Raw genomic sequence first — 23,402 nt, forward strand, 5'->3', positions numbered from 1 at the left:
GCTGTGCGACCTGAAGCCCAGTGGCCAGTACCTCGCGGTCGACCTGCACCGCGCCGGCGGCATCCCGGCGGTGATGAAGGAACTGCTGAAAGCCGGGCTGCTGCACGGCGACTGCATCACGATCACCGGCAAAACGGTCGCCGAGAGCCTCGCCGAGGTGCCCGAACTGTCTGCCGAGCAGAAGGTCATCCGCCCGGTCGGCGACCCGATCTATGCGCAGGGCCATCTGGCCATCCTGAAGGGCAACCTGTCACCCGAGGGCTGCGTGGCCAAGATCACCGGCCTGAAGAACCCCAGCATCACCGGCCCGGCGCGGGTGTTCGACGACGAGCAGTCGGCGCTGGCCGCGATCATGGCCAACAAGATCGTCGCCGGCGACGTGATGGTGCTGCGCTACCTCGGCCCGAAGGGTGGCCCGGGCATGCCCGAGATGCTGGCACCGACCGGCGCGCTGATCGGCCAGGGGCTGGGCGAATCGGTCGGGCTGATCACCGACGGGCGCTTCTCCGGCGGCACCTGGGGCATGGTGGTCGGCCACGTGGCGCCGGAGGCCTACGAGGGCGGCAACATCGCGCTGGTCCAGGAAGGCGACTCGATCACCATCGACGCACGCACCCTGACGCTGCAACTCAACGTGAGCGACGAGGAACTGGCGAAGCGTCGGCAGTCGTGGAAGAAGCCCGCGCCGCGCTACACCCGCGGCGTGCTGGCCAAGTTCGCGAAGAATGCATCGAGCGCCAGTTCGGGCGCGGTGCTGGACAAGTTCGAGTGATGCGCTGAGCGCAGCGGCCACGGCCGCAGCGCTCAGCGGCGGGCGGCCTTCTTGGCGCGGCGGGCGGTCTTGTCCATGCCCAGCGCCTCGAGGTTCTGGTCGCGGCGCTGGCGTTTGCGCTCGTCCATCTTCTCCATCTCGCGGCGCTTGGTGTAGCCGGTCGAGTCCGCGAAGGCCCACCAGACCGCGGCCAGCGCGAACGGCAAGCAGAACTTCCACAGATCACCGGTGAGATTCCAGGTCCAGCCGGCCGGCGGGCCGAAGCCGAGGAAGTGCATCAGGATGATGATGACGCCGAGAATGATGAAATACATAGGTCAGGCTTCCGGCATCCGAAAAACCGCTGCAAGCTGGCGGTCAACCGACACCCCTACAATCCGTTGATACCACTGTAGCCGACCGTTCGGCCGGGCGGGTGACGAAACATCCGCAGATTTTCCCGTTTGAACCCGAAAGGAAATCATGAAGCTGTTCCCCGCTCTCGCCCTGGTGGCCGCTGCCGCCACCGTGTCGGCTCCCGCGATGGCCGACGAGGCCCTGGCCAAGGCCAAGAACTGCCTGGCCTGCCATGCCGTCGACAAGAAGCTGGTCGGTCCGGCCTACAAGGACATCGCCGCCAAGTACGCCGGCCAGAAGGACGCGGTCGACAAGCTGTCGGCCAAGGTCATCAAGGGTGGCGTGGGCGCCTGGGGCCAGATCCCGATGCCCGCCAACGCGCAGGTCAGCGAGGCCGAGTCGAAGAAGCTGGTCACCTGGATCCTCGGTCTGAAGTGACCAGGCCTCGGGCCTGACGATCGAAGCCCCGCTTGCGGGGCTTCGTCGTTTTCGCGGCTCGCCGGTCAGCCCAGCCCCTGCTGCAGGCGTTCGCGCACCGGCGGCGCGAGCGCGAATCGCGCGCCGTGCCGCTGCGCCAGCGCGTCGGCGTTGCGCAGGAAGCTCTCCAGGCCCTCCGACGCGACGAACTGGATCGCCCCGCCCGTCCAGGCCGGAAATCCGATGCCGAAGATCGAGCCGATGTTGGCCTCGTGCACGCTGGTCAGCACGTTTTCGGCCAGACAACGCGCCGTTTCGATCGCCTGGCGGTAGAGCAGGCGCCGCTTCAGTTCGTCGACGCCCGCCTCGACCCCCGGCTTCTCGAAGTACTGCTTCAGGCCCGCCCAGAGCTGCTTGGGCTGGCCGGCGGGATAGTCGTAGAAGCCGCCGCCAGCGGCTCGGCCGGCGCGGCCGAACTCCTTGACCATGCGCTCGACGAGCCCTTCGCCGGCACCCGGCGTCCAGGCGCGGCCCTCGGCAGCAAGGTCGGCGCGCGTTTGCTCCATCACGTGGACCGACAGCGACAGCGAGGTTTCGTCGATCACCGCCAGTGGCCCGACCGGCATGCCGGCTGCTTCGGCGGCATGCTCGATGAGCGGCGCGGCGATGCCTTCGGCCAGCATCGCGGCGCCTTCCATCACGTAGGTTCCGAACACGCGGCTGGTGAAGAAGCCGCGTGAATCGTTGACGACGATCGGCGTCTTGCCGAGTGCGAGCACGTAGTCGTAGGCGCGAGCAATCGTCTCGTCGTCAGTCTGCTGCCCGCGGATGATCTCGACCAGCTTCATCTGGTGCACCGGCGAGAAGAAGTGCAGGCCGACGAAACGCTGCGGGGCCTTGCTCGCCCGGGCCAGGCCGCCGATCGGCAGCGTCGAGGTGTTGGAGGCGAACACGCCGCCTTCGGACAGCATCGTCTCGGCTTCGCGCGTGACCTGCGCCTTCAGTTCGCGCTGCTCGAACACCGCCTCGATGATGAGGTCGCAGCCCTTCAGGTCGGCCGCGTCGGCCGTGGGCGTGACGAGGTTCAGCAGCGCCGCCTGCTTCGCCTCGTCCATGCGTCCTTTGGCGACCAGCGGTGCGGTGATGCGGCGGATCGCCTCGTGCCCCGCCCTCGCCTTCTCGATCGACACGTCCTTCAGTACGCAGGCGATGCCGCGCGAGGCGTTGGCGTGAGCGATCCCCGCGCCCATCATGCCGGCGCCGAGCACGCCGACGCGGGCCGGCTTCCACACAGCGAAGCCCGCCGGCCGCGACTGGCCTGACTTGATCGCGTTCAGGTTGAAGAAGAACGCGGTGATCATGTTCTTGGCGTTCTGCCCGACCATGATCTTCGCCAGCTTGCGGCTCTCGATGCGCGTGGCGGTGTCGTAGTCGACCATCGCGCCTTCGACCATGGTCTCGAGGATGGCCTGCGCGGCCGGATAGAGGCCGTGCGTCTTCGCCGTCAGCATCGCCGGCGCGACGGTCAGGCCGGCGGCGATCTTCGGGTTGCTCGGCGTGCCGCCAGGCATGCGGTAGTCCTTGCGGTCCCAGGGCTGCAGCGCCTGCGGGTTGTCGGCGATCCAGGCCAGCGCCATCTCGCGCAGGTCGTCCATCGTCGCGCCGATGCCGTTGACGAGGCCGAGGTCCATCGCCTCGCGCGGGCCGAACAGCTTGCCTTCCATCAGGTAGGGTTGCGCCGCCATCAGGCCGAGCAGGCGCACCGTCTTCGTGATGCCGGTCGCGCCGGGAATCAGGCCGAGCGAGACCTCCGGCGTGCCGAACTGGATGCGGCGATCGTCGAGCGCGAAGCGCGCGTGCGCGGCGAGCGCCACTTCCCAGCCCCCCCCGAGCGCCGCGCCGTTGAGCAGGGCCACCACCGGCCGGCCCAGCAGGTCCAGGCGACGGAAGCAGGCCTTCATCGCCTCGATGCCCCGGAAACCGGCAGCGGCATCCTCCGCCTTCAGCTTGAGCACGTTGTCGAGCTGCGCGCCGGCGAAGAAGGTCTTCTTGCCCGACATCACCAGCACGCCCTTCAGGCGTTCCTTGTCGCCCTCGACGCGTGCCACTGCTTCGGCCAGGTCGGCCTGCCACTGCTCGGTCATGGTGTTGACCGGCGCGCCGAGCGCGTCGTGGGTGATGATCGCGATGCCGTCGGCACCGAGTTCGTAGCGGATGGTCTTCACGGTCAGACTCGTTCGATGATCGTCGCGATGCCCATGCCGCCGCCGACGCACAGCGTGATCAGGCCGCGCTTGAGATTCCTGCGCTCCAGTTCGTCGAGCAGCGTGCCCAGCAGCATCGCGCCGGTGGCGCCGAGCGGGTGGCCGAGCGCGATCGCACCGCCGTTGACGTTGACCTTCTCATGCGGCACGCCCATCTCGTGCATGAAGCGCATCGGCACGGCCGCGAAGGCCTCATTGACCTCGAACAGGTCGATGTCATCGACCGTCAGGCCCGCCTTGGCCAGTGCCTTGCGCGAGGCCGGCATCGGGCCGGTGAGCATGATGGTCGGGTCGGCCCCGGAGAGCGCCGTGGCGACGATGCGCCCACGCGGCGTCAGGCCCAGTTCGCGGCCCTTCGCCTCGCTGCCGATCAGCACTGCCGCCGCGCCGTCGACGATGCCCGAGGAGTTGCCCGCCGTGTGCACGTGGGCGATGCGCTCCACCTGCGGGTAGCGCATCAGCGCCACTGCGTCGAAGCCCATCGCGCCGAGGTCGGCGAACGCCACCTTGAGCTGGCCCAGGCCTTCCAGCGTCGTGCGCGGCTTGATGAATTCGTCACGCTCGAGCACCGGCAGGCCGATCTCATCGGTGACAGCAATCACCGAGCGGTCGAAGCGCCCGTCGGCCTGCGCGGCGGCGGCGCGCTGCTGCGAGCTCAGCGCATAGCGATCGACATCCTCGCGGCCCCAGCCGGCCAGCGTGGCGATCAGGTCGGCGCCGATGCCCTGCGGCACGAAGCCGGTGGCCATGTTCGTCGCCGGGTCCTGCGCCCAGGCGCCACCGTCGCTGCCGATCGGCACGCGCGACATGCTCTCGACGCCGCCGGCGATGACCAGATCCTCCCAGCCGCTGGCGACCTTCTGCGCCGCCAGGTTGACCGCTTCCAGCCCCGAGGCGCAGAAGCGGTTGATCTGCATGCCGGCGACGCGGAAGTCCCAGCCGGCCTTGAGCACCGCCGTCTTGGCGATCACCGAACCCTGCTCGCCGATCGGCGAGACCACGCCCATCACCACGTCGTCGAGCGCAGCCGGGTCGAAGTCCAGGCGCTGCTGCAGCTTGACCAGCAGCCCGGCCAGCAGATCCACAGGCTTGACCTCGTGCAGGCTGCCGTCCTTCTTGCCCTTGCCGCGCGGCGTGCGCACGGCGTCGAAGATCATCGCGTGGGCCATTGCAGTCTCCTCCGTCCGTCTTGCGTGGACAATTCATTATCGAGAGCAGCGCCTCCGCCAGCCATCATCGACAACCCATGCCCAGCATCCCCCGGTTCGAGCCCGAGTTCGTCAGTGGCCTGAAGGATATCTTCGAGCAGCGCATCGTGTTCAACCGTGTGCTCGGCCTGCGCATCGGCGAGGTGTCTGCCGACCATGTGTCCGGTTCGATCGAGATGCGCGAGGACCTGATCGGCCACTACGGCCACCACCGCCTGCACGGTGGCGTGATCAGCGCCGGGCTGGACGCGATGGGCGGGCTGGCGGTGATGGCCGCGATCGGCGCGCGCCACATGGACGAGCCGCCGCTGCAGCGCCTGCACCGCTTCGGCAAGCTCGGCACCATCGACCTGCGCATCGACTACCTGCGCCCTGCCATCGGCGAGCGCTTCGAGCTGCGCGCGCAGGTGCTGCGGCTGGGCTCGCGCGTCGCCTCCACGCGCATGGAGTTCAGCGGCGCCGACGGCAAGCTGCTTGCCACCGGCGCCGCGGCCTACATCGTGTCGTAAGTGCCGTTCACTGCGGCTTGACGTAGTCGGTCACCGGCTTCCAGCGCTCGCCCTGCAGCTGCGACATGCGTGTCATGTTGCTGCCGGCGCGCTTGCTCGGGCTGAACGTCAGCTCGGCCGAACCGAACATGTCGGGCGCGAAGGTGGTCGACTCCATCGCCTTGATGAAGCTGTCGACCGTCAGGTTCGCGCCGGCCTTCTGCGCGGCAGCGATGAAGGTGTCGACCGCCGAGTAGCCGTAGACCGAGAACACCGTCGGGTCGTCGCCGAACTTGGTCTGGTACTTCTTCGCCCAGAAGGCGATCTTCGGCGACACCTCGTCCATGTACGGGTGCTGAACGGTGTGCGTGGCGTACAGGCCGTCCATCGCCTTCTTGCCGAGCTTGTGGATCAGATCGGTGTAGGTCGCGCTCGAACCCAGGTAGGTCGGGTTGAAGCCGGTCTTGCGGCCTTCGGCGATGGTGCCGATGGTCTCGCGGATGATCGTGCCCAGCACCACCAGGTCGCAGTTCGCCGCCTTCATGCGCGCCACCTGCGAGGAGAAGTCGGTCGCGCCGCGCTTGTAGGTGGTCTTCTCGGCGAAGTCCATGCCTGCGGCCTTCAGCCCGGCCTCGGCGCCGCGGAACACCTCCAGGCCGAACTCGTCGTCCTGGTAGATGGTGCAGACCGCCTTCGCGCCCTTGTCCTTGATCAGCCGCGGCAGCGCGACGCGCATCTGGTCGTAGTAGCTCGAGCCGCCGGCGAACTTGAGCTTGTGCACCGGCTCGGTCATCTCGCGCGCCGCGGTGACCGGGAAGAAGTTGATCACGTTCTTCTCGAACTGCACGGGCATCGCCGCGTTGTTCGTCGGCGTGCCGATGTGGGCGACCATCGCGAAGATCTTGTCCTGGTTGACCAGCTTCTGCGCGGCCAGCACCGCCTTCTTCGGGTCATAGGCCGAGTCCTCGATCAGCAGCTTGATCTTGCGGCCGTTGACGCCGCCCTGCTCGTTGATCTCGTCGACGCGCAGCAGCATGCCCTGGCGGACCTGCTTGCCGAAGCCGGCGATCGGACCGGACAGGTCCTGGATCGAGCCGAGCGTGATCTCGGTCTTGCTGACGCCCTGCGCGGCTTGCGCGCTGGCGTCGGTGCCGGCCAGCGCGAGCAGCGTGGCTGCGCCGGCGGTCAGAGTGAGGGTGAGCAGGGTCTTCATGAGTTGCCTCCTTCGGCGGTCAGGATCGGTACATGGCTTCGATTCGATCGGAATACTTCTTCTCGACGAACTTGCGCTTGAGCTTCATCGTCGGCGTCAGCTCCTCGTCCTCGGCGCTGAGCTGCGTCTCGAGCAGGAAGAACTTCTTGATCTGCTCGACGCGCGCGAACTTGCCGTTCACGCGCTCGATCTCGGCCCAGATCAGTTCCTGGACCTGTTTCGCGCGCGTCAGGCTGGTGTAGTTGCTGAACGGGATGTCGCGGTCCTGGGCGAACTTCTCGACGTTCTCCTGGTCGATCATCACGATCACCGTCAGGAAGGGCCGCTTGTCGCCGATCACCACCGCATCGGTGATGAAGGGCGAGAACTTCAGGTCGTTCTCGATCTCGCTGGGCGTGACGTTCTTGCCGCCGGCCGTGATGATGATGTCCTTCATCCGGTCGGTGATGCGGTGGTAGCCGTCGGCGTCGACCTCGCCGACATCGCCGGTGCGCAGCCAGCCGTCGGGCGTGAAGGTCTCGGCGGTCTTCTCCGGCAGGTTCAGGTAGCCCATGAACACGTTCGGGCCCTTGACCTGCAGTTCACTGGTGATCGGGTCGAGGCGGATCTGGTTGAACGGGCAGGCCGGGCCGACCATGCCGGGTTTGATGCCGCCGATCGGCGTCGCCGTCGCGGCGCCGCAGGTCTCGGTCATGCCCCAGACCTCGCCCAGCGGCACGCCGAGCGCCAGGTACCAGCGGATCAGCTCCGGCGAGATCGGCGCCGCGCCGGTGACGCAATAGCGCGCGCGGTGCACGCCGATCAGCTTGCGCACGTTGTTCAGCGCGATGAAACGCGCCACGTGGAACTGCAGCTTCAGCCCCGCGCCGACCGGCTGGCGGGCGAGCACCTTGTCGACGATCTTCATGCCCACACCGATGCCCCAGCCGTAGGCGAGCTGCTGCATGCGGCTCGATTCGCGCAGCGCGATCGTCACGCCGGAGTAGAGCTTCTCCCACACGCGCGGCACGGCGGTGAAGACGGTCGGCGAGATCTCGCGCACGTTCTCCGGCACCGTCTCCGGCCGTTCGACGAAGTTCAGGATCGAACCGGTGTAGACGGCGAAGAACGCGCCGCCGATGCGTTCGGCGATGTGGCACAGCGGCAGGAAGGCGATGCGCTCGTCGTCCTCGTCCTGCGAGACGATCAGGTTGTAGCCGCGCACGCTGTAGACCAACCCGGCATGCGAGTGCATCGCGCCCTTGGGCTTGCCGGTCGTGCCGGAGGTGTAGACGAGGATCGCCAGGTCGCCCGGCTGCACCGCGGCGACGCGCGCCTCCAGCACGCCTGGATGGTCCTGCGCATGCAGGCGACCGAGTTCGCGCAGCGCGGCGATGTCGATCACGCCGGGGTCGTCGAAGTCGCGCAGGCCCTTGGTGTCGAACACGACCACCTTGCGCAGCAGCGGCAGGCGAGCGCGCACCTCGAGCGCCTTGTCGAGCTGCTCCTCGTCCTCGACGAACAGCACGGTGGTGCGCGAGTCCTCGCACAGGTACTGCACCTGTTCGGCCGCATCGGTCGGGTAGATGCCGTTGCTAACGCCGCCGCACGAAAGGATCGCCATGTCGGCGAGCAGCCAGTCGATGCGCGTGTTGGCGAGGATGGCGGCGCAGTCGCCCGGCTGCAGGCCGAGCGCCATCAGCCCGTGGGCGATCTCGCGCACCGCCTCGGCCGTCTGCGCCCAGGTCCACTCGCGCCACAGGCCGAGTTCCTTCTGGCGCATGAAGACACGCGCCGATCGCTGCGCCGCTGCGTTCCAGAACAGCGACGCCATCGTCTCGCCCGGCACGACGATGTCGGTGCGCGGCTTCAGCGAACTCAGGTCCCAGATGTCCGGCATGGCGTCACCTCCAGGTCTTCTTCTTCTTCCAGCGCCGCTCGCCGCGCACGCCGGAGTCCTTCATGCCAAGGTAGAACTCCTTGATGTCCTCCTTCTCGCGCAGGCGTTCGCAGGTGTCTTCCATCACGATGCGGCCGTTCTCGAGCACGTAGCCGTGGTCGGCGACGTTGAGCGCCATGTTGGCGTTCTGCTCGACCAGCAGCAGCGTGGTGCCACGCTCGCGGTTGATGCGGATGACGATCTCGAAGATCTCGCGGGTCAACCGCGGCGACAGGCCGAGGCTGGGCTCGTCGAGCAGCATCAGCTCGGGCGCGGCCATCAGCGCGCGCGAGATCGCCAGCATCTGCTGCTGGCCGCCGGAGAGCAGCCCGGCGTCCTGCTTCGAGCGCTCGCGCAGGATCGGGAAGTAGCCGTAGACCGCCTCGACGTCGCGCGCGACGCCGTCGCGGTCACGGCGTGTGTAGGCGCCCATCATCAGGTTGTCATGCACCGACAGCAGCGGGAACACCTCGCGGCCCTCGGGCACGTGGCTGAGGCCACGCTGCACGATCAGCGCCGGGTCCTTCGCGGTGATGTCCTCGCCCTTGAATTCGACCGTGCCCTTGGTCGGGTCAAGGATGCCGGAGATGGTCTTCAGGATCGTCGTCTTGCCGGCGCCGTTGGAACCGAGCACGGTGACGATGCTGCCCTTCTCGACCTTCAGGCTGACGCCACGGATCGCGCGGATCGGGCCGTAGCTGCTCTCGACGTTGGCGAGTTTCAGCACGTCGGTCATGCAGCCTTCCTCCGCAGGCTTTCCACGTCGCCGGCGCTGCCCAGGTAGGCCTCGATCACGCCCGGGTGGCGCTGCACCTCGGCCGGCGTGCCGAGCGCGAGCACCTCGCCCTGGTTCATCGCCAGCACGCGGTCCGACACCTTGGACACCAGCGACATGTCGTGCTCGACCATCAGCACGGTGACGCCCAGTTCGTCGCGGATGTCGCCGATCCAGAACGCCATGTCGTCGGTCTCCTCGACGTTCAGGCCCGACGAGGGCTCGTCCAGCAGCAGCAGCTTCGGCTCGGTGCACAGCGCCCGCGCCAGTTCCACCACCTTGCGCACGCCGTAGGGCAGCCCGGCGACGAGCGACTCGCGGTGCTTCTGCAGGTCGAGCAGGTCGATCACCTGCTCCGCCTTGTGGCGAGCGCGCACCTCGGCGGCGCGCGTGGCCGGCGTGAAGAAGAGCTGGCTCCAGAAGCCGGTCTCGCGATGCACATGGCGGCCGATCAGCAGGTTCTGCAGCACGGTGGCATGCTCGAACAGCTCGATGTTCTGGAAGGTGCGCGCAATGCCGAGCTGCGCGATCTCGTGCGGCGCGTGCGCGAGCAGCGACGTGCCGTCGTACTCGATGCTGCCGGAGGTCGGCGTGTAGATGCGGCTGATCAGGTTGAACACCGTCGTCTTGCCGGCACCGTTCGGCCCGATCAGCGTGAACACCTCGCCGCGGTGCACGTCGAAGCCGACCTTGTTGACCGCGAGCACGCCGCCGAAGCGCACGCTCAGATCCTTGGCAGAGAGCAGGACGTTGGAACTCATTTCAGGCGTTCGGATTTCTGGAACGACTTCTGCCGCTTGAACATGCCGCGCCGGTAGAACGGGAAGATCTGGAACCAGGTGCGGAACTTCAGCCAGCGACCGTACAGGCCCAGCGGCTCGAACAGCACGAAGGCGATCAGCACCGAACCGTAGACCACCCCCTGCAGGCCCGGCGCGAGCGCGATCGCCTCGGGCAGGTAGTCTTTCGCCAGCGCGATCGCCTGCGGCATCGTGATCAGGAAGATCGCGCCGAGGAAGGCGCCGTGCACCGAGCCGAGGCCCCCGATGACGATCATCAGGATCAGGTCGATCGACTGCAGCACGCCGAACTGGTCTGGCGAGATGAACTTCAGCTTGTGCGCGTACAGCGCGCCACCGACGCCGGCCAGCGCCGCCGAGATCGCGAACGACAGCGTCTTGAAGCGCGCCAGGTGGATGCCCATGCTCTGCGCCGAGATCTCCGAGTCGCGGATGGCGACGAAGGCACGGCCGGTCGGTGAGCGCAGCAGGTTGAGGATGGCCAGCGTCGCCAGCACGGCGATGACGAGGCACAGGTAGAAGAACGATTCGCCGGAGTCGAGCGTCCAGCCGAACATCTCAGGTGACTTGACGTGCTTGCCGGCATTGCCTCCGGTCACGCTCTCCCAGCGCGCGAACACCTCCTCGACGATGAAGCCGAAGGCGAGCGTCGCGATGCCGAGGTAGATGCCCTTCAGCCGCAAGGCCGGCAGGCCGACGATGACGCCGACGAAAGCGGAAATGCCCGCCGCGGCCACGAGCGCGAGCGGGAACGGCACGCCGGCGCCGGTCAGCGCTGCCTGCGTGTACGCGCCGACGCCGAGGAAGGCCGCATGGCCGAGCGAGAACTGCCCGGTGAAGCCGGACAGCAGCATCAGCCCGAGGCCGACGATGGCGTAGATCAGCACGAAGGTCAGCTGCGCGAGCCAGTACTCCGGGAAGATCCAGGGCGCGGCGAGCATCACGAGCATCAGCACGCCGTACCAGAACACATAGCCGCCATGCTTGGCGATGCGGATGTCCTGCTCGTAGCGGGTCTTGAAGATGAAGCGCATGGGGAGTGTTCTCAGACCTTCTTGCGCAGCTTCTCGCCGAACAAGCCGTTCGGGCGCACGACGAGCATCACCAGCACGACCACGTAGGCGGCGATGTCCTTGAAGCCTTCGGGCAGGTAGAAGCCGGACAGCGATTCGACCAGGCCGATGACCATGCCGCCGACGATCGCGCCGGGCAGGCTGCCGAAGCCGCCGACGACTGCGGCCGGGAAGGCCTTCAGGCCGATGAAGCCCATGTTCGCGTGCACGAAGGTGATCGGCGCGAGCAGCAGGCCGGCGACGGCAGCGACGGCGGCGGCGAGGCCCCAGACGAGGCCGTTGAGCCGCTTCACCGGGATGCCCATGTAGTACGCGGCGAGCTGGTTCTGCGAGGAGGCCTGCATCGCGACGCCGAGCTTGGTGTAGCGGAACATCAGGTAGAGCAGCGCGCTGAGCGCCGCCGTCGCGGCGATGACGACGAGCTGCTCGACGTTGAGCACCAGCGCGCCCACGTTCCACGCCTGGTCCTTGTACGGCACCGGCAGCGTGTGCGTCTCGGTGCCGATGGTCGGGATCATCGTGATGAGGCCGCGCGCGACGTAGCCGATGCCGATCGTCAGCATCACGATCGAGAAGGATGGCTGGCCGAGGATGGGCCGCACGACGACGCGTTCGAGCATCACGCCGAACAGCGCCATCGCGCTGATCGCCGACAGCACGGCGAGCCAGAACGGGAAGCCGAGCAGCGTCATCAGCCCGAGGCCGCAGAACGCGCCGAGCATCATCAGTTCGCCCTGCGCGAAATTCACCGTCTCCGTCGCCTTGTAGATCAGCACGAAGCCGAGCGCGATCAGGCCGTAGATGCAGCCCTGCGCAATGCCGCTGATGATGATCTGCAGTAGCTGCAAGCCCGCGTCTCCCGAATGGACTTCCCGGGGTGTGAGCGCCACCGGTCGGCCTCGGTTGTATGCGAACGGCCACGCCGCAGGTGATCGTGGAAACCCGCCCGCGAGGTCACCTTCGCGACACCGCAATGGTCGCTCGGGGGCATGTCCGAAAACAGCCAGCAGCAACGCGACGCCTGACCATAATCCTCGGCATGGACCTCGATGCCGACGCCGCCTACCAGGCCCTCGCCGCACGCGATGCGCGCTTCGATGGACGCCTGTTCGTGGGGGTCACCTCCACCGGCATCTACTGCCGGCCGATCTGCCGCGTGCGCACGCCGCAGCGGCGCAACTGCCGCTTCTTCGAGACGCCGGCACAGGCCGAGGCAGCCGCGTTCCGGCCCTGCCTGAAGTGCCGGCCGGAGATCGCGCCGGGCGCCGGGCTGCCGTGGAGCGTGATGGACGCATCGAGAACACTCGCGCGCCAGGCGGCGCTTGCACTGAACGCACAGGCGGCGAGCGGCGAAGCGGCGTCGCTCGCGGCGCTGGCCGCGAAGCTCGGCGTCAGCGATCGCCACCTGCGCCGCATCTTCAGCGCCGACCAGGGCGTGACGCCGATGCAGTATCTGCAGACACGCCGCCTTCTGCTCGCCAAACAGTTGCTGACCGACACGGCATTGCCGGTCGCGCAGGTCGCGCTGGCGAGCGGCTTTCGCAGCCTGCGCCGATTCAACGGCGCGTTCGCCGACCAGTACCGCATGAGCCCGAGCCGCCTGCGCGGTGCGGTCGATGACGAGGCGCCGCAGGGCGCCGATTCGCTCGCCGCGGTGACGCTGACGCTCGCCTACCGCGCACCGTTCGACCATGCGGCGCTGCTGCGATTCGTCGCGCAGCGGGCAATCTCGGGCATCGAGGAGGTCGAGGGACTGGCGATCCGCCGCTCGCTGCGCGCCGGCGCGCTCGCCGCCGAGCCGGGCTGGATCGAGGCACGCTTCGACCTCGATCGCGACCGGGTGCAATTGCGCTTCGCACCGGCGCTAGCGCCGCTCAGCGCGCGTGTCGTCGCGACGGCGCGGCGCTGGCTGGACCTCGACGCCGCGCCCGCCCACATCGACGCTGCGCTGGCCGGCATTCCCGGCGCCCCAGGCATCCGCCTGCCCGGCAGCCTCGATCCGTTCGAGCTGGCGGTGCGCGCGGTGCTCGGGCAGCAGGTCACGGTCGCGGCGGCGCGCACGCTGGCACGGCGAATTGTCGATCGCTTCGGCGCGCCGCTGGCGACACCTTGGGTAACGCTCGCGCGGCAGTTCCCGCAGCCCACGGCGCTGGCCGCGGCGACGCTGGACGAGGTCGCGAGCCTGGGCATCGTGCGGCAGCGTGCCAACGCGCTGATCGCGCTCGCCTCGGCCTGGCCCGCACTGGAGCCGCTGATGTCGCCCGGCACCAGCCCGGATGCGTTCATCGCCGCGCTGTGCGAACTGCCCGGCATCGGCCCATGGACAGCGCACTACATCGCGATGCGCGCGTTCGGCTGGCCCGACGCCTTCCCGCCGAACGACGTTGCCGTATTGAAGGCGATGAAGCAGTTGTTCGGCACCGTCAACCAGCGCGCGGCCGACGAGCGCGCCCAAGCCTGGCGACCGTGGCGGGCCTACGCCGTGCTGCGCCTGTGGAACAGCCTGGAGAAGAGTTCATGAGCACCCTCACCGACACCCTCGACGCCCGTTGCACCGCGCAGGCGCTGGTCGACACGCCGCTCGGCCCGGTGCGCGTGGCGCGCACGGCGAGCGGCCTGGCCGGGCTGTGGTTCGAAGGCCAGAAGCATCATCCGGGCGCGCTGCAGGCGCCGCTGCAGCCGGACGACCCGCTGCTGCGCGAGGCCGCCGCACAACTGCAACGCTACTTCGCCGGTGACGCCCGCGCCTTCGACCTGCCCCTGGACCTGCAAGGCACGGCGTTCCAGCGCACCGTGTGGCAGGCCCTGCTGCGCATCCCGGCGGGCCGCACCTGCAGCTATGGCGAGCTGGCACGCGCCATCGGCCGTCCGCGCGCGGTGCGCGCCGTCGGCGCCGCGGTCGGCCGCAACCCGGCCTCGCTGGTCGTGCCCTGCCACCGCGTGCTCGGACAGGACGGCGGCCTCACCGGCTACGCCGGCGGCGTGCAGCGCAAGCAGTCGCTGCTGCAGCTGGAGGCCTGCGCATGAAGCCGGCGGACATCGGCGAGCTGGTCGGGCTGGCAGCGATCTGGGGCGCATCGTTCCTGTTCATGCGGCTCGGTGCCGGCGAGTTCGGACCGGTGGCGCTGGCGGCCGTGCGCGTGGGCGGGGCGGCGCTGGTGCTGATGCCGCTGCTCGTCTGGCGTGACCAGTTCGGCGACCTGCGCCGCCACTGGCGCGCCATCTTCATCGTCGGCCTGAGCAACTCGGCGCTGCCGTTCCTGTTCTTCAGTTACGCCGCGCTGTCGATCAGCGCCGGGCTGTCGTCGATCTTCAACGCCTCGACGCCCTTGTGGGGCGCGGTGATCGCGTGGCTGTGGCTGCGCGACCGGCCGACGGCACCGCGCATCGCGGGGCTGGCGATCGGCTTCGCCGGCGTGCTCGGCCTGGCCTGGGAGAAGGCCTCGTTCAAGCCGGGCGGATCCGGCTGGGCGATCGTCGCCTGCCTGGCGGCCGCGCTGCTCTATGGCCTGTCGGCCAGCTACACGAAGAAGCGCCTGCAGGGCGTGCCGCCGATGGCGGTGGCCGCCGGCAGCCAGCTCTCCGCCGCGCTGGCGCTCGCGCTGCCGGCCGTGCTGTGGTGGCCCGCCGAGCTGCCCTCGGCGCGCGCCTGGACGATGGTCGCGCTGCTCGCCGTGCTGTGCACCGGCCTCGCCTACCTGATGTACTTCCGGCTGATCGCGCACGTCGGCGCCGCCAACGCCATCGCGGTGACCTTCCTGATCCCCGCCTTCGCGGTGTTGTGGGGCTGGCTGTTCCTCGCCGAGCCGCTGACCGGCGCGATGGCGGCCGGTTGCGCGGTCATCCTGCTCGGCACGGCGCTGGCGACCGGTGTGCTGGCACCACGATCGAACGCACCGTGAACCGCGCGGAAGCCGGGCCGAGCGCCGGGCCGCTCCCAAGCCGACCCGCGCCCCCTCGGGGGACCGGCTGCCGTACCCGGCAGACGAGGGGCACGATCGGCGTCAGGCCGTGACGGCTGCCGCCTTGCGCCTGGCGGCGAGGAAGCCGGACACGTGCTCGGCGATGCGCTCGGCCGCGTGGCCGTCCCACAGCTCGGGCGTGCGGCCGCGCTTGCCGCCGTTGAAGATGCAGTCCCACATCGCGCGCGTGGCCGCGGCCTTGTTGCGCCCGACGACCTGGTTGGATCCGACCGCCGTGGTGAGCGTGCGTTCCTGGCCGGCGCCGATGGTCAGGCACGGAATGGACAGCATCGTCGCCTCCTCCTGCACGTTCCACGAGTCGGTGATCACGCAGGTGGCGTTGGACATCAGCTGCACCAGCGACGGGTAGCTCTGCGATGGCAGCGTCGCGATGCGCTCGCTGGCGACAATGGCGTCGAGCTTGAACTTCGCCATCAGCTCGCGCGTGCGCGTGTGCATCGGCCAGACCAGCGGCACGTCGTGCGCGATGGCGCGCAGGATGGTGATCAGTTCGGACAGCACCTGCCGGTCGCCGACGTTGGACAGTGCGTCGAGCACCACCACGCCGTAGCCGTTGCGGTCGGACAGCAGGTTGGCCGGCAGCCCGAGGCGCTCACGCGGATTCGGCACGGCGAGCTTCGTCCGCAGCGCGATCTGCAGCGCATCGGCCAGCGTGTTGCCGACGAAGCGGATGCGCTCGGCGGCAACGCCCTCCTGCGCCAGCTGCTGGTTGGCGGCGGCCTCGGTGGTGTAGAGCACGTCGGAGAGCTGGTCGGCCAGGCGGCGGGTGATGTCGGCTGCGTCGGTGTTGGTGCCGCTGCGCAGGCCGGCACCGACATGCAGCACCGGCAGGCCCTTGCGGCTGGCGACCAGGCCGCAGGACAGCGCGGCATCGCTGCCGTCGAACACGATCACCGCCGCCGGCTGGCAATGGTCGACAACGAACTCGAAGCGCTTCATCAGTTCGGCGGCACGGCCGGCGTAGGTGCCGCCGGCGATGCCGAGGTTGACGAGACGGCCGGCCACGTCGAGGCCGGCGAACATGTCTCGGTGGCGCTCGAAGGCGCTGTTCGCGTAGCAGCGCACCAGCAGCGTCACCGGCAGTTCGGGCCGCGCCGCCATTGCATGCATCAGCGCCGCCGCCTTGACGTGCTCGCCCTGCCCGCCGACCACGCACAGCAGCGGCCGCACGTCGACGCCCTGACGCAACGGCGGCAGCGTCGGCCGCTGTTCGTCGGAGACCGGTTCGATGTCGAGGTCGATCTCCAGGTCGACGGAGGCCGGCGCCGGAGTCGCCGTTTCGTTCGCCCGGGCGGGCTTCTTCGGCGCTGGCGCGGCAGGCGCGGCAGGCGCGGCAGGCTCGACCGTCTCCTTCAGCACCGGCAGCGCGGGCAGCGGCGGCGGGGGTGGCGTGCTGTCGCCGATCTCGGCACGCAGGTCGCGCGCGGTCTCGGCCACGGCGGCGAGGTCGATCGCTGTCGTCGCAGTGAGGAAGCGCGACAGCATCAAGCGGTTGCACAGCAGGTTGATGCGGCGCGGGATGCCGCCGGTCCAGCGGTGGATCTCCTCGAAGGCGCCGGGCTCGAAGCTCGGGGCGCCGGACCAGCCCACCTTGCCCAGCCGGTGGCGGATGTAGGCGCCCGTCTCGTTGAGCGCCAGCGGCCCGAGGTGGCACTGCACGCCGATGCGCTGGCGCAGCGCGATCAGGTCTCCGGAGGCGACCAGATCGCGCAGTTCCGGCTGGCCGACCAGGCAGATCTTCAGCGGCACGCGCGTCGGCGAGTGGCCGCGATCGAGCTCCACGAGGCGGTCGAAGGCGCTGCGCTCCAGGTTCTGCGCCTCGTCGACGATCAGCACCGCGCGTCGGCCCTGCTTCGCCTGCGCCAGCAGGAAGGTCTGCAGCGCCTCGAGCAGGCCTTCGGGCGTCTTCGACTCGGCCGGCGCACCGAAGGACAGCAGCACCGAACGCAGCAGTTCGGTGTCGTCGAGTTGCGTCGTCAGCACCTGGCCCACCACCAGGCTGGCCGGATCGATCTCGGCCAGCAGCGTGCGCACCAGCGTCGTCTTGCCGGCGCCGATCTCGCCGCTGACGACGACGAAACCGCTCGGCTCGTTCAGCCCGCGGCGCAGCGCTGCCAGGGCGTCATGGTGGCCCTGGCTGTCGAAATAGAAGCTCGGGTCGGGGCTGAGCTGGAAGGGCGGCCCGCTGATCCCGAAGTGGGTTTCATACATCCGTCGAGTATGCCCCGGGGCCCCGCGCGTCCCGATCCCCCGAACTCAGCCGGACACGGCAAATGCCCGCACCGCGGTGACTTTGAAGCCCGGAATCTTGCCGAACGGATCCAGCGCCGAGCCGGTCAGGCGGTTGGCGGCCGCCTCCCAATAGGCGAAGGGCACGAACAGGTGGCCCGGGTTGACGGCGCTGGTGACGTCGGCCACACCCTCGATCGCACCGTGGTGCGACTCGACACGCAATGCCCCGCCGTGCGCGACGCCGATCTGTTTCGCGTCGTCCGGATGGATGCTGACCGTCGCCACCGGTGCGAGTGCATCCAGCACATTCGAATGCCGGGTCATCGCACCGGTGTGCCAGTGCTCCAGCACACGGCCGGTGGAGATGACGAACGGGAAATCGCTGTCCGCCTGCTCAGGGCCGGCAGCGAAGCGCGCCGGCACCAGCGTGGCGCGGCCGTCGGGTGTCGGGAAGCTGTCGATGAAGACCACCGCGTGGCCCGGTTCGTCTTCGCGCTCGGCGGGCGTGACCACCGCATCCTCGCGCACCAGGCGGCTCCAGGGCACGCCGGCCAGTGGCTCCATCACCGTGCGCATCTCTTCGTAGACACGGGCGGCCGGCGCCTCGGCGGCGGCATGGCCGTCACCGTCCCCGCCCTGCCAGTAGGCCCACGGCAGGCCGAGGCGGCGGCCGATCTGCTCGATCGCCCACAGGTCCTGGCGTGCCTGGCCGGGCGGGTTCAGTGCCGGGCGGCCGATCTGGATCAGGCGGTCGGTGTTGGTCACGCTGCCCCACTTCTCGGCGAAGGCCGAGGCCGGCAGCACCACGTCGGCGAGGATCGCCGTCTCGGTGGCGAAGATGTCCTGCACGACCAGGTGCTCGAGCCTGGCCATCGCGGCGCGCGCATGGTCGAGGTCGGGGTCGCTCATCGCCGGGTTCTCGCCCTCGACGTACATGCCGGTGATGCGGCCGGCCGCCGCCTCCTTGATGATCTCGACCACCGTCAGGCCCGGCTGCTGGCCGAGCGAGCTGCCCCACAGCGCCTCGAACTGCGCGTGCACGTCGTCGCGAACGACGCGCTGGTAGTTCGGGTACATCATCGGGATCAGACCAGCGTCGCTCGCGCCCTGCACGTTGTTCTGACCGCGCAGGGGGTGCAGTCCGGTGCCGGGGCGGCCGATCTGGCCCGTGAGCAGCGACAGCGCGATCAGGCAGCGTGCGTTGTCGGTGCCGTGCACGTGCTGGCTGACACCCATGCCCCACAGGATCATCGAGCCCTTCGAGGTCGCGAAGGCCCTTGCCACTTCGCGGATCGTGTCGGCGGGAATGCCGCAGATCTCGGCCATGCGCTCGGGAGTGGCCTCGGCGACGGCGGCCTTGACCGCCTCATAGCCGTTGACACGGGCAGCGACGAAGGCCTCGTCGACCAGCCCTTCGGCGACGATCACGTGCAGCAGGCCGGTGAGCAGCGCGACGTCGGTGTCGGGCCGGAAGGCCAGGTGCCAGGTCGCGAAGCGGGCCATCGGCGTGGCGCGCGGGTCGGCCAGGATCAGCCGCGCGCCGCGCTGCACTGCGTTCTTCATCCAGCTCGCCGCCACCGGGTGATTGGAGGCCGGGTTGGCGCCGATCAACAGGATCACGTCGGCCTGCGCGACGTCTTCCACCGGGTTGGACACCGCGCCCGAGCCCAGCCCCTCGAGCAGCGCCGCCACCGAGCTGGCATGACACAGCCGCGTGCAATGGTCGACGTTGTGGGTGCGCATGCCGGTGCGCACCAGCTTCTGGAACAGGTAGGCCTCTTCGTTGCTGCCCTTGGCCGAGCCGAAGCCGGCCAGGCGGCTCGGCGAGCCGGCCGGCGTGGTGTCGCGGATGCGCGCAAGGCCACCGGCGGCGAGGTCCAGCGCCTCGTCCCAGCTTGCCTCGCGGAACAGCGCGGCCAGCGGCAGCTCGCCGCGCTTGAAGCGCTCGATATCGGCCGGGTCCTTGGCCACACCCTCGCGGCGCACCAGCGGCACGGTGAGGCGGCGCTCGTTGTGAACGTAGTCGAAGCCGAAGCGGCCCTTGACGCACAGCCGACCATGGTTGGCCGGGCCGTCGCGGCCGGTGACGTAGTGGACCTTCTCGGCGCCCTTCGCATCGCGGCCGACGTGCAGCGTCAGCTGGCAGCCGACGCCGCAATACGGGCACACCGAGTCGATCTCGCGCTCGATCTTGGCGAGGCCGGCGCCGCGCGCCGGCATCAGCGCGCCGGTCGGGCAGGCCTGCACACATTCACCGCAGGCCACACAGCTCGACGAACCGACGGCGTCGTCCTGGTCGAACACGATCTTCGCGTGCGCGCCTCGGTGCGACAGCCCGAGCACGTCATTGACCTGGATGTCGCGGCAGGCACGGATGCAGCGGGTGCACTGGATGCAGGCGTCGAGGTTGACCTCGAAGGCCGGGTGCGAGGCGTCGGCGGCGACCTTCTCGCGCCCGGGCAGGCGGCCACGCGGTGCCTTCCATTGGTCGGCCCAGAACAGCAGCTCGGACTCGTGCGTGTGCTGCGCGCTCGCCTGCCCAGCGTCACTGACCAGCAACTCGAGCACCATCGTCTGCGCGGCCACTGCACGCGGGCTGGCACTGTCCACCGTCATGCCGGCGCTGGGCGCGCGGCAGCACGAGGGGGCCAGCGTGCGCTCGCCCTTCACTTCCACCACGCACGCGCGGCAGTTGCCGGCCGGCTCGAGGCCGTCCTTCGCGCACAGGTGCGGAATGCGCACGCCGCTGCGCTTGGCGACCTGCAGGATGGTCTCGCCCGGCGCTGCGGCGGCGGGCTTGCCGTTGAGGCTGAATTCGATCAGTTCGACCGGCTTGTTCATGACAACCCCAGCTCGTGCGGGAAGTAGCGGACCACGCAGTCCACCGGATTGGGCGCGGCCTGACCGAGGCCGCAGATCGAGGCGTCACGCATCACCTGCGACAGCTCGGCAAGCAGCGCCGTGTCCCAGCGGTCGCCCTCGATCAGCGTGCGCGCCTTCGCCGTGCCGGCGCGGCAGGGCGTGCACTGGCCGCAGGACTCGTCCTCGAAGAAGCGCATCAGGTTGCGCGCGGCATCGACGGCGCGGTCGACATGCGTCGCGCTCTTCGTCAGCACCATCACCGCCGCCGAGCCGATGAAGCAGCCGTGCGGCTGCAGCGTGTCGAAGTCCAGCGGGATGTCGGCCATCGAAGCCGGCAGGATGCCGCCCGAGGCACCTCCGGGCAGGTAGCCGTACAGCTCATGGCCCACCGGAAGACCGCCGCAGTACTCGTCGACCAGCTCGCGCAGCGTGATGCCCGCCGGCGCCAGCTTGACGCCCGGCTCGCGCACGCGGCCGGAGACCGAGAAGGAACGCAGGCCATGGCGGCCGTGGCGGCCATTGGCGGCGAACCACTGCGGGCCGCGCTCGACGATGTCGCGCACCCAGAACAGCGTCTCGAAGTTGTGCTCCAGCGTCGGCCTGCCGAACAGGCCGACCTGCGCCACGTAGGGCGGCCGCAGCCGCGGCATGCCGCGCTTGCCCTCGATCGACTCGATCATCGCGGACTCCTCGCCGCAGATGTAGGCGCCGGCGCCGCGGCGCAGTTCGATCTCGGGCAGGCTCGGCACCGGCGGCTTCGCACGCAGCGCCGCGAGTTCACGCGCGAGCAGCGCACGGCAGCCGTGGTACTCGTCGCGCAGATAGATGTATACCTTGTCGATGCCGACCGCCCAGGCTGCTACAGCCAGGCCTTCGAGGAAGCGGTGCGGGTCGCGCTCGAGGTAGTGGCGGTCCTTGAACGTGCCGGGCTCGCCCTCGTCGATGTTCACCGCCATCAACCGCGGCGCGGCTTCGGCGCGCACGATGCGCCACTTGCGGCCGGCCGGGAAACCGGCGCCGCCGAGGCCGCGCAGACCGGAGTCCTCCATCGCCTTGATCACCGACTCGACGTCGCGCACGCCCGCGTGGCAGTCGCGCAGCAGCGTGTAGCCGCCCTGCGCCAGGTAGCCGGCCTTGTCGACGGCGGCGGGAACATCGTCATCCCGGCGGTCGGCCTTGACCAGCGCCTGCACCGTTGCCGCATCGGCCTTCGGCACCGCGCGCTGGTGCACCACCGCCACCGGCGCCTGCTCACAGCGGCCGACGCAAGGCGCCTCGATCACACGGACTTCGGCGCCGAGCAGTGCCGGCAGCTTCGCCAGCAGCGCATCGGCACCCGCCAGTTCGCACGACAGGCCGTTGCACACGCGCACGGTCAGCTTCGGCGGCGCCTCGTAGCGGCCGTCGGCGCCCTCGCGCACCACGTCGAAGTGGTGGTAGAAGCTCGCCACCTCGAACACCTCGACCTGCGCCAGCTTCAGCAGTTGCGCGAGCGCGGCCATGTGACCGGTGCGCAGCTGGCCGAAGCGGTCGTTGAGCGCATGCAGGTGCTCGATCAGCAGGTCGCGGCGCAGCGGCAGCGTGCCGAGGGTCTCGCGCACCTCGTCCAGCGTCGCGGAATCCGCCGTGCGGCCCTGGCGGCGCGCCTGCTTGCGGCGCGGCAACTGATCGCTGACGGACTGCAGCGAGATCGCGGTGGTGTTCATGGCCCGGCAGCGTACGGTCGAGGTGCGGGCACAATATGTTCTTCATTTCCTATATGGACATCACCCTGCGCCCCCAGTGGGACGTCGGCCCGCCCGGCGGCCCGCACATCGACAGCACGGCCCTGCTCGCGCTGCTGGCCGGCGTGCAGGAGACCGGTTCGCTGGCACAGGCGGCGCGCGGCGTCGGCCAGTCCTACCGGCACGCCTGGGGGCTGGTCAAGCATGCCGAGGCGCTGTTCGGCGCGCCACTGATCGAATCTGGACGAGGGCGCGGCTCGGTGCTCACCGAGCTGGCGCACAAGCTGATCTGGGCCGACCGGCGCATCGCCGCGCGGCTGTCACCGCTGCTGGAGTCGCTCGCTTCCGAGCTGGAGCGCGACCTCGATCGCAGCCTGGTGCCGGCCCGCGCCGCGGTGCGCATCGACGCCAGCCACGGCTTCGCGGTGGCGCGGCTGATGGAGCTGATGCACGCCGCCGAGTTGCCGGTGGAGCTACGCTACCGCAACAGCCTGGAGTCGGTGGCGGCCCTGGCGCGAGGCGACTGCGACCTCGCCGGACTGCACGTGCCGATCGGCGAGTTCGAGGGCCGCACGCTGCGCCGCTACCTGCGCTGGCTGCGCGCCGACACCCATTGCCTGGTGCATGTGGCGGTGCGCACGCAGGGCCTGTTCGTCGCGCGCGACAACCCGAAGAAGCTGCGCGGTGTGGCCGACCTGCGCCGGCCCGAGCTGCGCTTCGTCAACCGGCCACAGGGCTCCGGTACGCGCGTGCTGACCGAACTGCTGCTCGAACGCGAAGGCATTCCGCCGGCCGCAGTGCGCGGCTACGCCGACACCGAGCTGACCCACGCCGCCGTGGCGGCCTACATCGCCAGCGGCATGGCCGACGTGGGCATCGGCGTGCAGACGGCGGCGCAGCGCTTCGGGCTGCACTTCATCCCGTTGCTGCGCGAGCGCTACTTCTTCGCGCTGCGCATCGCCAGCCTGGAGCAGGCCCACGTCAAGGCAGTGATCGAGATGCTCCAGTCGCCGACATCACGCGCAGCGATCGCAGCAATCCCCGGCTATCACGCGGCAGAGACCGGCAAGGTGCAGCGCCTCGCCGAGGCGTTCGCGGCCGGCACGCCCTGAGGGCGCGCGAGTCAGCGAGCGAGCCGGCTAGCGTGCGGCCTGCAGAGCGCCGGCATGCCTGGGGCCGGAGGGGATGGAACGCAGGGTGAAGGGCTGGGGTGAATCGTTGAGGTAGTTGGCGTCGAGCACGGAGGACAGGCCGATCAGTGCCTGCAAGGTGGCGTTGGGCCAGAAGTTGGGGCTGGCGACGTTGTCGGCGCCGGAGAAGTTGGTGGCGGTGCTGGT

The 23,402-nt window shown here is 69.4% G+C and carries 20 protein-coding genes; 7 read left to right on the plus strand and 13 right to left on the minus strand.

Features of this window, described 5'->3' with window-relative positions; translation table 11 throughout:
* A partial coding sequence (locus tag AAG801_RS25215; protein ID WP_341890838.1) for a dihydroxy-acid dehydratase occupies positions 1 to 772 on the plus strand: 772 nt, incomplete at its 5' end.
* A gap of 32 nt (positions 773 to 804) precedes the next feature.
* On the opposite strand, the gene AAG801_RS25220 is transcribed toward AAG801_RS25215, so the two are convergent.
* Complete coding sequence (locus AAG801_RS25220) at positions 805 to 1,086, minus strand: TIGR04438 family Trp-rich protein (RefSeq protein WP_341890839.1); 282 nt, start codon at positions 1,084 to 1,086, stop codon at positions 805 to 807.
* 148 nt (positions 1,087 to 1,234) lie between these two features.
* On the opposite strand from AAG801_RS25220, the gene AAG801_RS25225 reads away from it, so the two are divergent.
* Positions 1,235 to 1,546 carry a c-type cytochrome gene (locus tag AAG801_RS25225; protein ID WP_341890840.1) on the plus strand — a complete coding sequence of 104 codons (312 nt, stop codon included), beginning with the start codon at positions 1,235 to 1,237 and terminating at the stop codon, positions 1,544 to 1,546.
* Between the two features lie 65 nt (positions 1,547 to 1,611).
* Here the strand turns inward: AAG801_RS25225 and AAG801_RS25230 are convergent, their stop codons facing one another.
* Positions 1,612 to 3,750, minus strand: coding sequence for a 3-hydroxyacyl-CoA dehydrogenase NAD-binding domain-containing protein (locus AAG801_RS25230; protein WP_341890841.1), 2,139 nt, complete (start codon positions 3,748 to 3,750; stop codon positions 1,612 to 1,614).
* 2 nt (positions 3,751 to 3,752) lie between these two features.
* A complete protein-coding gene (locus tag AAG801_RS25235) occupies positions 3,753 to 4,958 on the minus strand; it encodes an acetyl-CoA C-acetyltransferase (RefSeq protein WP_341890842.1) in 1,206 nt (401 codons plus the stop codon).
* 77 nt (positions 4,959 to 5,035) lie between these two features.
* Between AAG801_RS25235 and AAG801_RS25240 the strand changes: the two genes are divergently transcribed.
* Complete coding sequence (locus AAG801_RS25240; RefSeq protein ID WP_341890843.1) at positions 5,036 to 5,506, plus strand: thioesterase family protein; 471 nt, start codon at positions 5,036 to 5,038, stop codon at positions 5,504 to 5,506.
* A gap of 7 nt (positions 5,507 to 5,513) precedes the next feature.
* On the opposite strand, the gene AAG801_RS25245 is transcribed toward AAG801_RS25240, so the two are convergent.
* From AAG801_RS25245 to AAG801_RS25270, 6 genes are read right to left on the minus strand one after another with little or no spacing between them, the layout of a single operon-like run.
* Positions 5,514 to 6,698, minus strand: a complete 1,185-nt coding sequence (locus tag AAG801_RS25245; protein ID WP_341890844.1) for an ABC transporter substrate-binding protein — start codon at positions 6,696 to 6,698, stop codon at positions 5,514 to 5,516.
* A 19-nt stretch (positions 6,699 to 6,717) separates the two neighbouring features.
* A complete protein-coding gene (locus AAG801_RS25250; RefSeq protein ID WP_341890845.1) occupies positions 6,718 to 8,577 on the minus strand; it encodes an AMP-binding protein in 1,860 nt (619 codons plus the stop codon).
* 4 nt (positions 8,578 to 8,581) lie between these two features.
* Entirely contained in the window at positions 8,582 to 9,352 is a 771-nt protein-coding gene (locus tag AAG801_RS25255; RefSeq protein WP_341890846.1) for an ABC transporter ATP-binding protein, read from the minus strand.
* Positions 9,349 to 10,152, minus strand: a complete 804-nt coding sequence (locus AAG801_RS25260) for an ABC transporter ATP-binding protein (protein WP_341890847.1) — start codon at positions 10,150 to 10,152, stop codon at positions 9,349 to 9,351. The genes AAG801_RS25255 and AAG801_RS25260 overlap by 4 nt, the downstream gene beginning before the upstream one ends.
* The gene (locus tag AAG801_RS25265; RefSeq protein WP_341890848.1) at positions 10,149 to 11,225 is read right to left on the minus strand and encodes a branched-chain amino acid ABC transporter permease; all 1,077 of its coding nucleotides are present in this window, start codon (positions 11,223 to 11,225) and stop codon (positions 10,149 to 10,151) included. Before AAG801_RS25265 ends, AAG801_RS25260 begins: the two co-directional genes overlap by 4 nt.
* Positions 11,226 to 11,236: 11 nt before the next feature.
* The gene (locus AAG801_RS25270; protein ID WP_341890849.1) at positions 11,237 to 12,112 is read right to left on the minus strand and encodes a branched-chain amino acid ABC transporter permease; all 876 of its coding nucleotides are present in this window, start codon (positions 12,110 to 12,112) and stop codon (positions 11,237 to 11,239) included.
* A gap of 191 nt (positions 12,113 to 12,303) precedes the next feature.
* Between AAG801_RS25270 and AAG801_RS25275 the strand changes: the two genes are divergently transcribed.
* From AAG801_RS25275 to AAG801_RS25285, 3 genes are read left to right on the plus strand one after another with little or no spacing between them, the layout of a single operon-like run.
* Positions 12,304 to 13,785, plus strand: a complete 1,482-nt coding sequence (locus AAG801_RS25275) for an Ada metal-binding domain-containing protein (RefSeq protein WP_341890850.1) — start codon at positions 12,304 to 12,306, stop codon at positions 13,783 to 13,785.
* A complete protein-coding gene (locus tag AAG801_RS25280; RefSeq protein WP_341890851.1) occupies positions 13,782 to 14,291 on the plus strand; it encodes a methylated-DNA--[protein]-cysteine S-methyltransferase in 510 nt (169 codons plus the stop codon). The genes AAG801_RS25275 and AAG801_RS25280 overlap by 4 nt, the downstream gene beginning before the upstream one ends.
* Positions 14,288 to 15,166 carry a DMT family transporter gene (locus AAG801_RS25285; protein ID WP_341890852.1) on the plus strand — a complete coding sequence of 293 codons (879 nt, stop codon included), beginning with the start codon at positions 14,288 to 14,290 and terminating at the stop codon, positions 15,164 to 15,166. The genes AAG801_RS25280 and AAG801_RS25285 overlap by 4 nt, the downstream gene beginning before the upstream one ends.
* 102 nt (positions 15,167 to 15,268) lie before the next feature.
* Here AAG801_RS25285 and AAG801_RS25290 read toward each other — a convergent pair whose 3' ends face one another.
* The 3 genes from AAG801_RS25290 to AAG801_RS25300 are packed head-to-tail and all read right to left on the minus strand — an operon-like array spanning position 15,269 to position 22,047.
* Entirely contained in the window at positions 15,269 to 17,458 is a 2,190-nt protein-coding gene (locus AAG801_RS25290) for a UDP-N-acetylglucosamine 2-epimerase (RefSeq protein ID WP_341890853.1), read from the minus strand.
* A gap of 45 nt (positions 17,459 to 17,503) precedes the next feature.
* Entirely contained in the window at positions 17,504 to 20,320 is a 2,817-nt protein-coding gene (gene fdhF / locus AAG801_RS25295; protein ID WP_341890854.1) for a formate dehydrogenase subunit alpha, read from the minus strand.
* Positions 20,317 to 22,047, minus strand: coding sequence for an NADH-ubiquinone oxidoreductase-F iron-sulfur binding region domain-containing protein (locus tag AAG801_RS25300; protein ID WP_341890855.1), 1,731 nt, complete (start codon positions 22,045 to 22,047; stop codon positions 20,317 to 20,319). The genes fdhF and AAG801_RS25300 overlap by 4 nt, the downstream gene beginning before the upstream one ends.
* A 53-nt stretch (positions 22,048 to 22,100) precedes the next feature.
* Here AAG801_RS25300 and AAG801_RS25305 point away from each other — a divergent pair, with 53 nt between their 5' ends.
* On the plus strand, positions 22,101 to 23,177 hold the full coding sequence (locus tag AAG801_RS25305) for a substrate-binding domain-containing protein (RefSeq protein WP_341890856.1): 1,077 nt from the start codon (positions 22,101 to 22,103) through the stop codon (positions 23,175 to 23,177).
* Positions 23,178 to 23,204: 27 nt separating this feature from the next.
* Here AAG801_RS25305 and AAG801_RS25310 read toward each other — a convergent pair.
* Positions 23,205 to 23,402 (minus strand): hypothetical protein (locus AAG801_RS25310; RefSeq protein WP_341890857.1); only part of this gene is annotated, 198 nt, incomplete at its 5' end.

Source organism: Variovorax sp. YR752 (assembly GCF_943372545.1).

Bases quoted from the DNA above. Each gene is read 5' to 3' on its own strand.
- AAG801_RS25220 (WP_341890839.1), bottom strand. From the start codon at position 1,086: ATGTATTTCATCATTCTCGGCGTCATCATCATCCTGATGCACTTCCTC.
- AAG801_RS25225 (WP_341890840.1), top strand. From the start codon at position 1,235: ATGAAGCTGTTCCCCGCTCTCGCCCTGGTGGCCGCTGCCGCCACCGTG.
- AAG801_RS25235 (WP_341890842.1), bottom strand. From the start codon at position 4,958: ATGGCCCACGCGATGATCTTCGACGCCGTGCGCACGCCGCGCGGCAAG.
- AAG801_RS25240 (WP_341890843.1), top strand. From the start codon at position 5,036: ATGCCCAGCATCCCCCGGTTCGAGCCCGAGTTCGTCAGTGGCCTGAAG.
- AAG801_RS25245 (WP_341890844.1), bottom strand. From the start codon at position 6,698: ATGAAGACCCTGCTCACCCTCACTCTGACCGCCGGCGCAGCCACGCTG.
- AAG801_RS25250 (WP_341890845.1), bottom strand. From the start codon at position 8,577: ATGCCGGACATCTGGGACCTGAGTTCGCTGAAGCCGCGCACCGACATC.
- AAG801_RS25255 (WP_341890846.1), bottom strand. From the start codon at position 9,352: ATGACCGACGTGCTGAAACTCGCCAACGTCGAGAGCAGCTACGGCCCG.
- AAG801_RS25260 (WP_341890847.1), bottom strand. From the start codon at position 10,152: ATGAGTTCCAACGTCCTGCTCTCTGCCAAGGATCTGAGCGTGCGCTTC.
- AAG801_RS25265 (WP_341890848.1), bottom strand. From the start codon at position 11,225: ATGCGCTTCATCTTCAAGACCCGCTACGAGCAGGACATCCGCATCGCC.
- AAG801_RS25275 (WP_341890850.1), top strand. From the start codon at position 12,304: ATGGACCTCGATGCCGACGCCGCCTACCAGGCCCTCGCCGCACGCGAT.
- AAG801_RS25280 (WP_341890851.1), top strand. From the start codon at position 13,782: ATGAGCACCCTCACCGACACCCTCGACGCCCGTTGCACCGCGCAGGCG.
- AAG801_RS25285 (WP_341890852.1), top strand. From the start codon at position 14,288: ATGAAGCCGGCGGACATCGGCGAGCTGGTCGGGCTGGCAGCGATCTGG.
- AAG801_RS25290 (WP_341890853.1), bottom strand. From the start codon at position 17,458: ATGTATGAAACCCACTTCGGGATCAGCGGGCCGCCCTTCCAGCTCAGC.
- fdhF (WP_341890854.1), bottom strand. From the start codon at position 20,320: ATGAACAAGCCGGTCGAACTGATCGAATTCAGCCTCAACGGCAAGCCC.
- AAG801_RS25300 (WP_341890855.1), bottom strand. From the start codon at position 22,047: ATGAACACCACCGCGATCTCGCTGCAGTCCGTCAGCGATCAGTTGCCG.
- AAG801_RS25305 (WP_341890856.1), top strand. From the start codon at position 22,101: ATGGACATCACCCTGCGCCCCCAGTGGGACGTCGGCCCGCCCGGCGGC.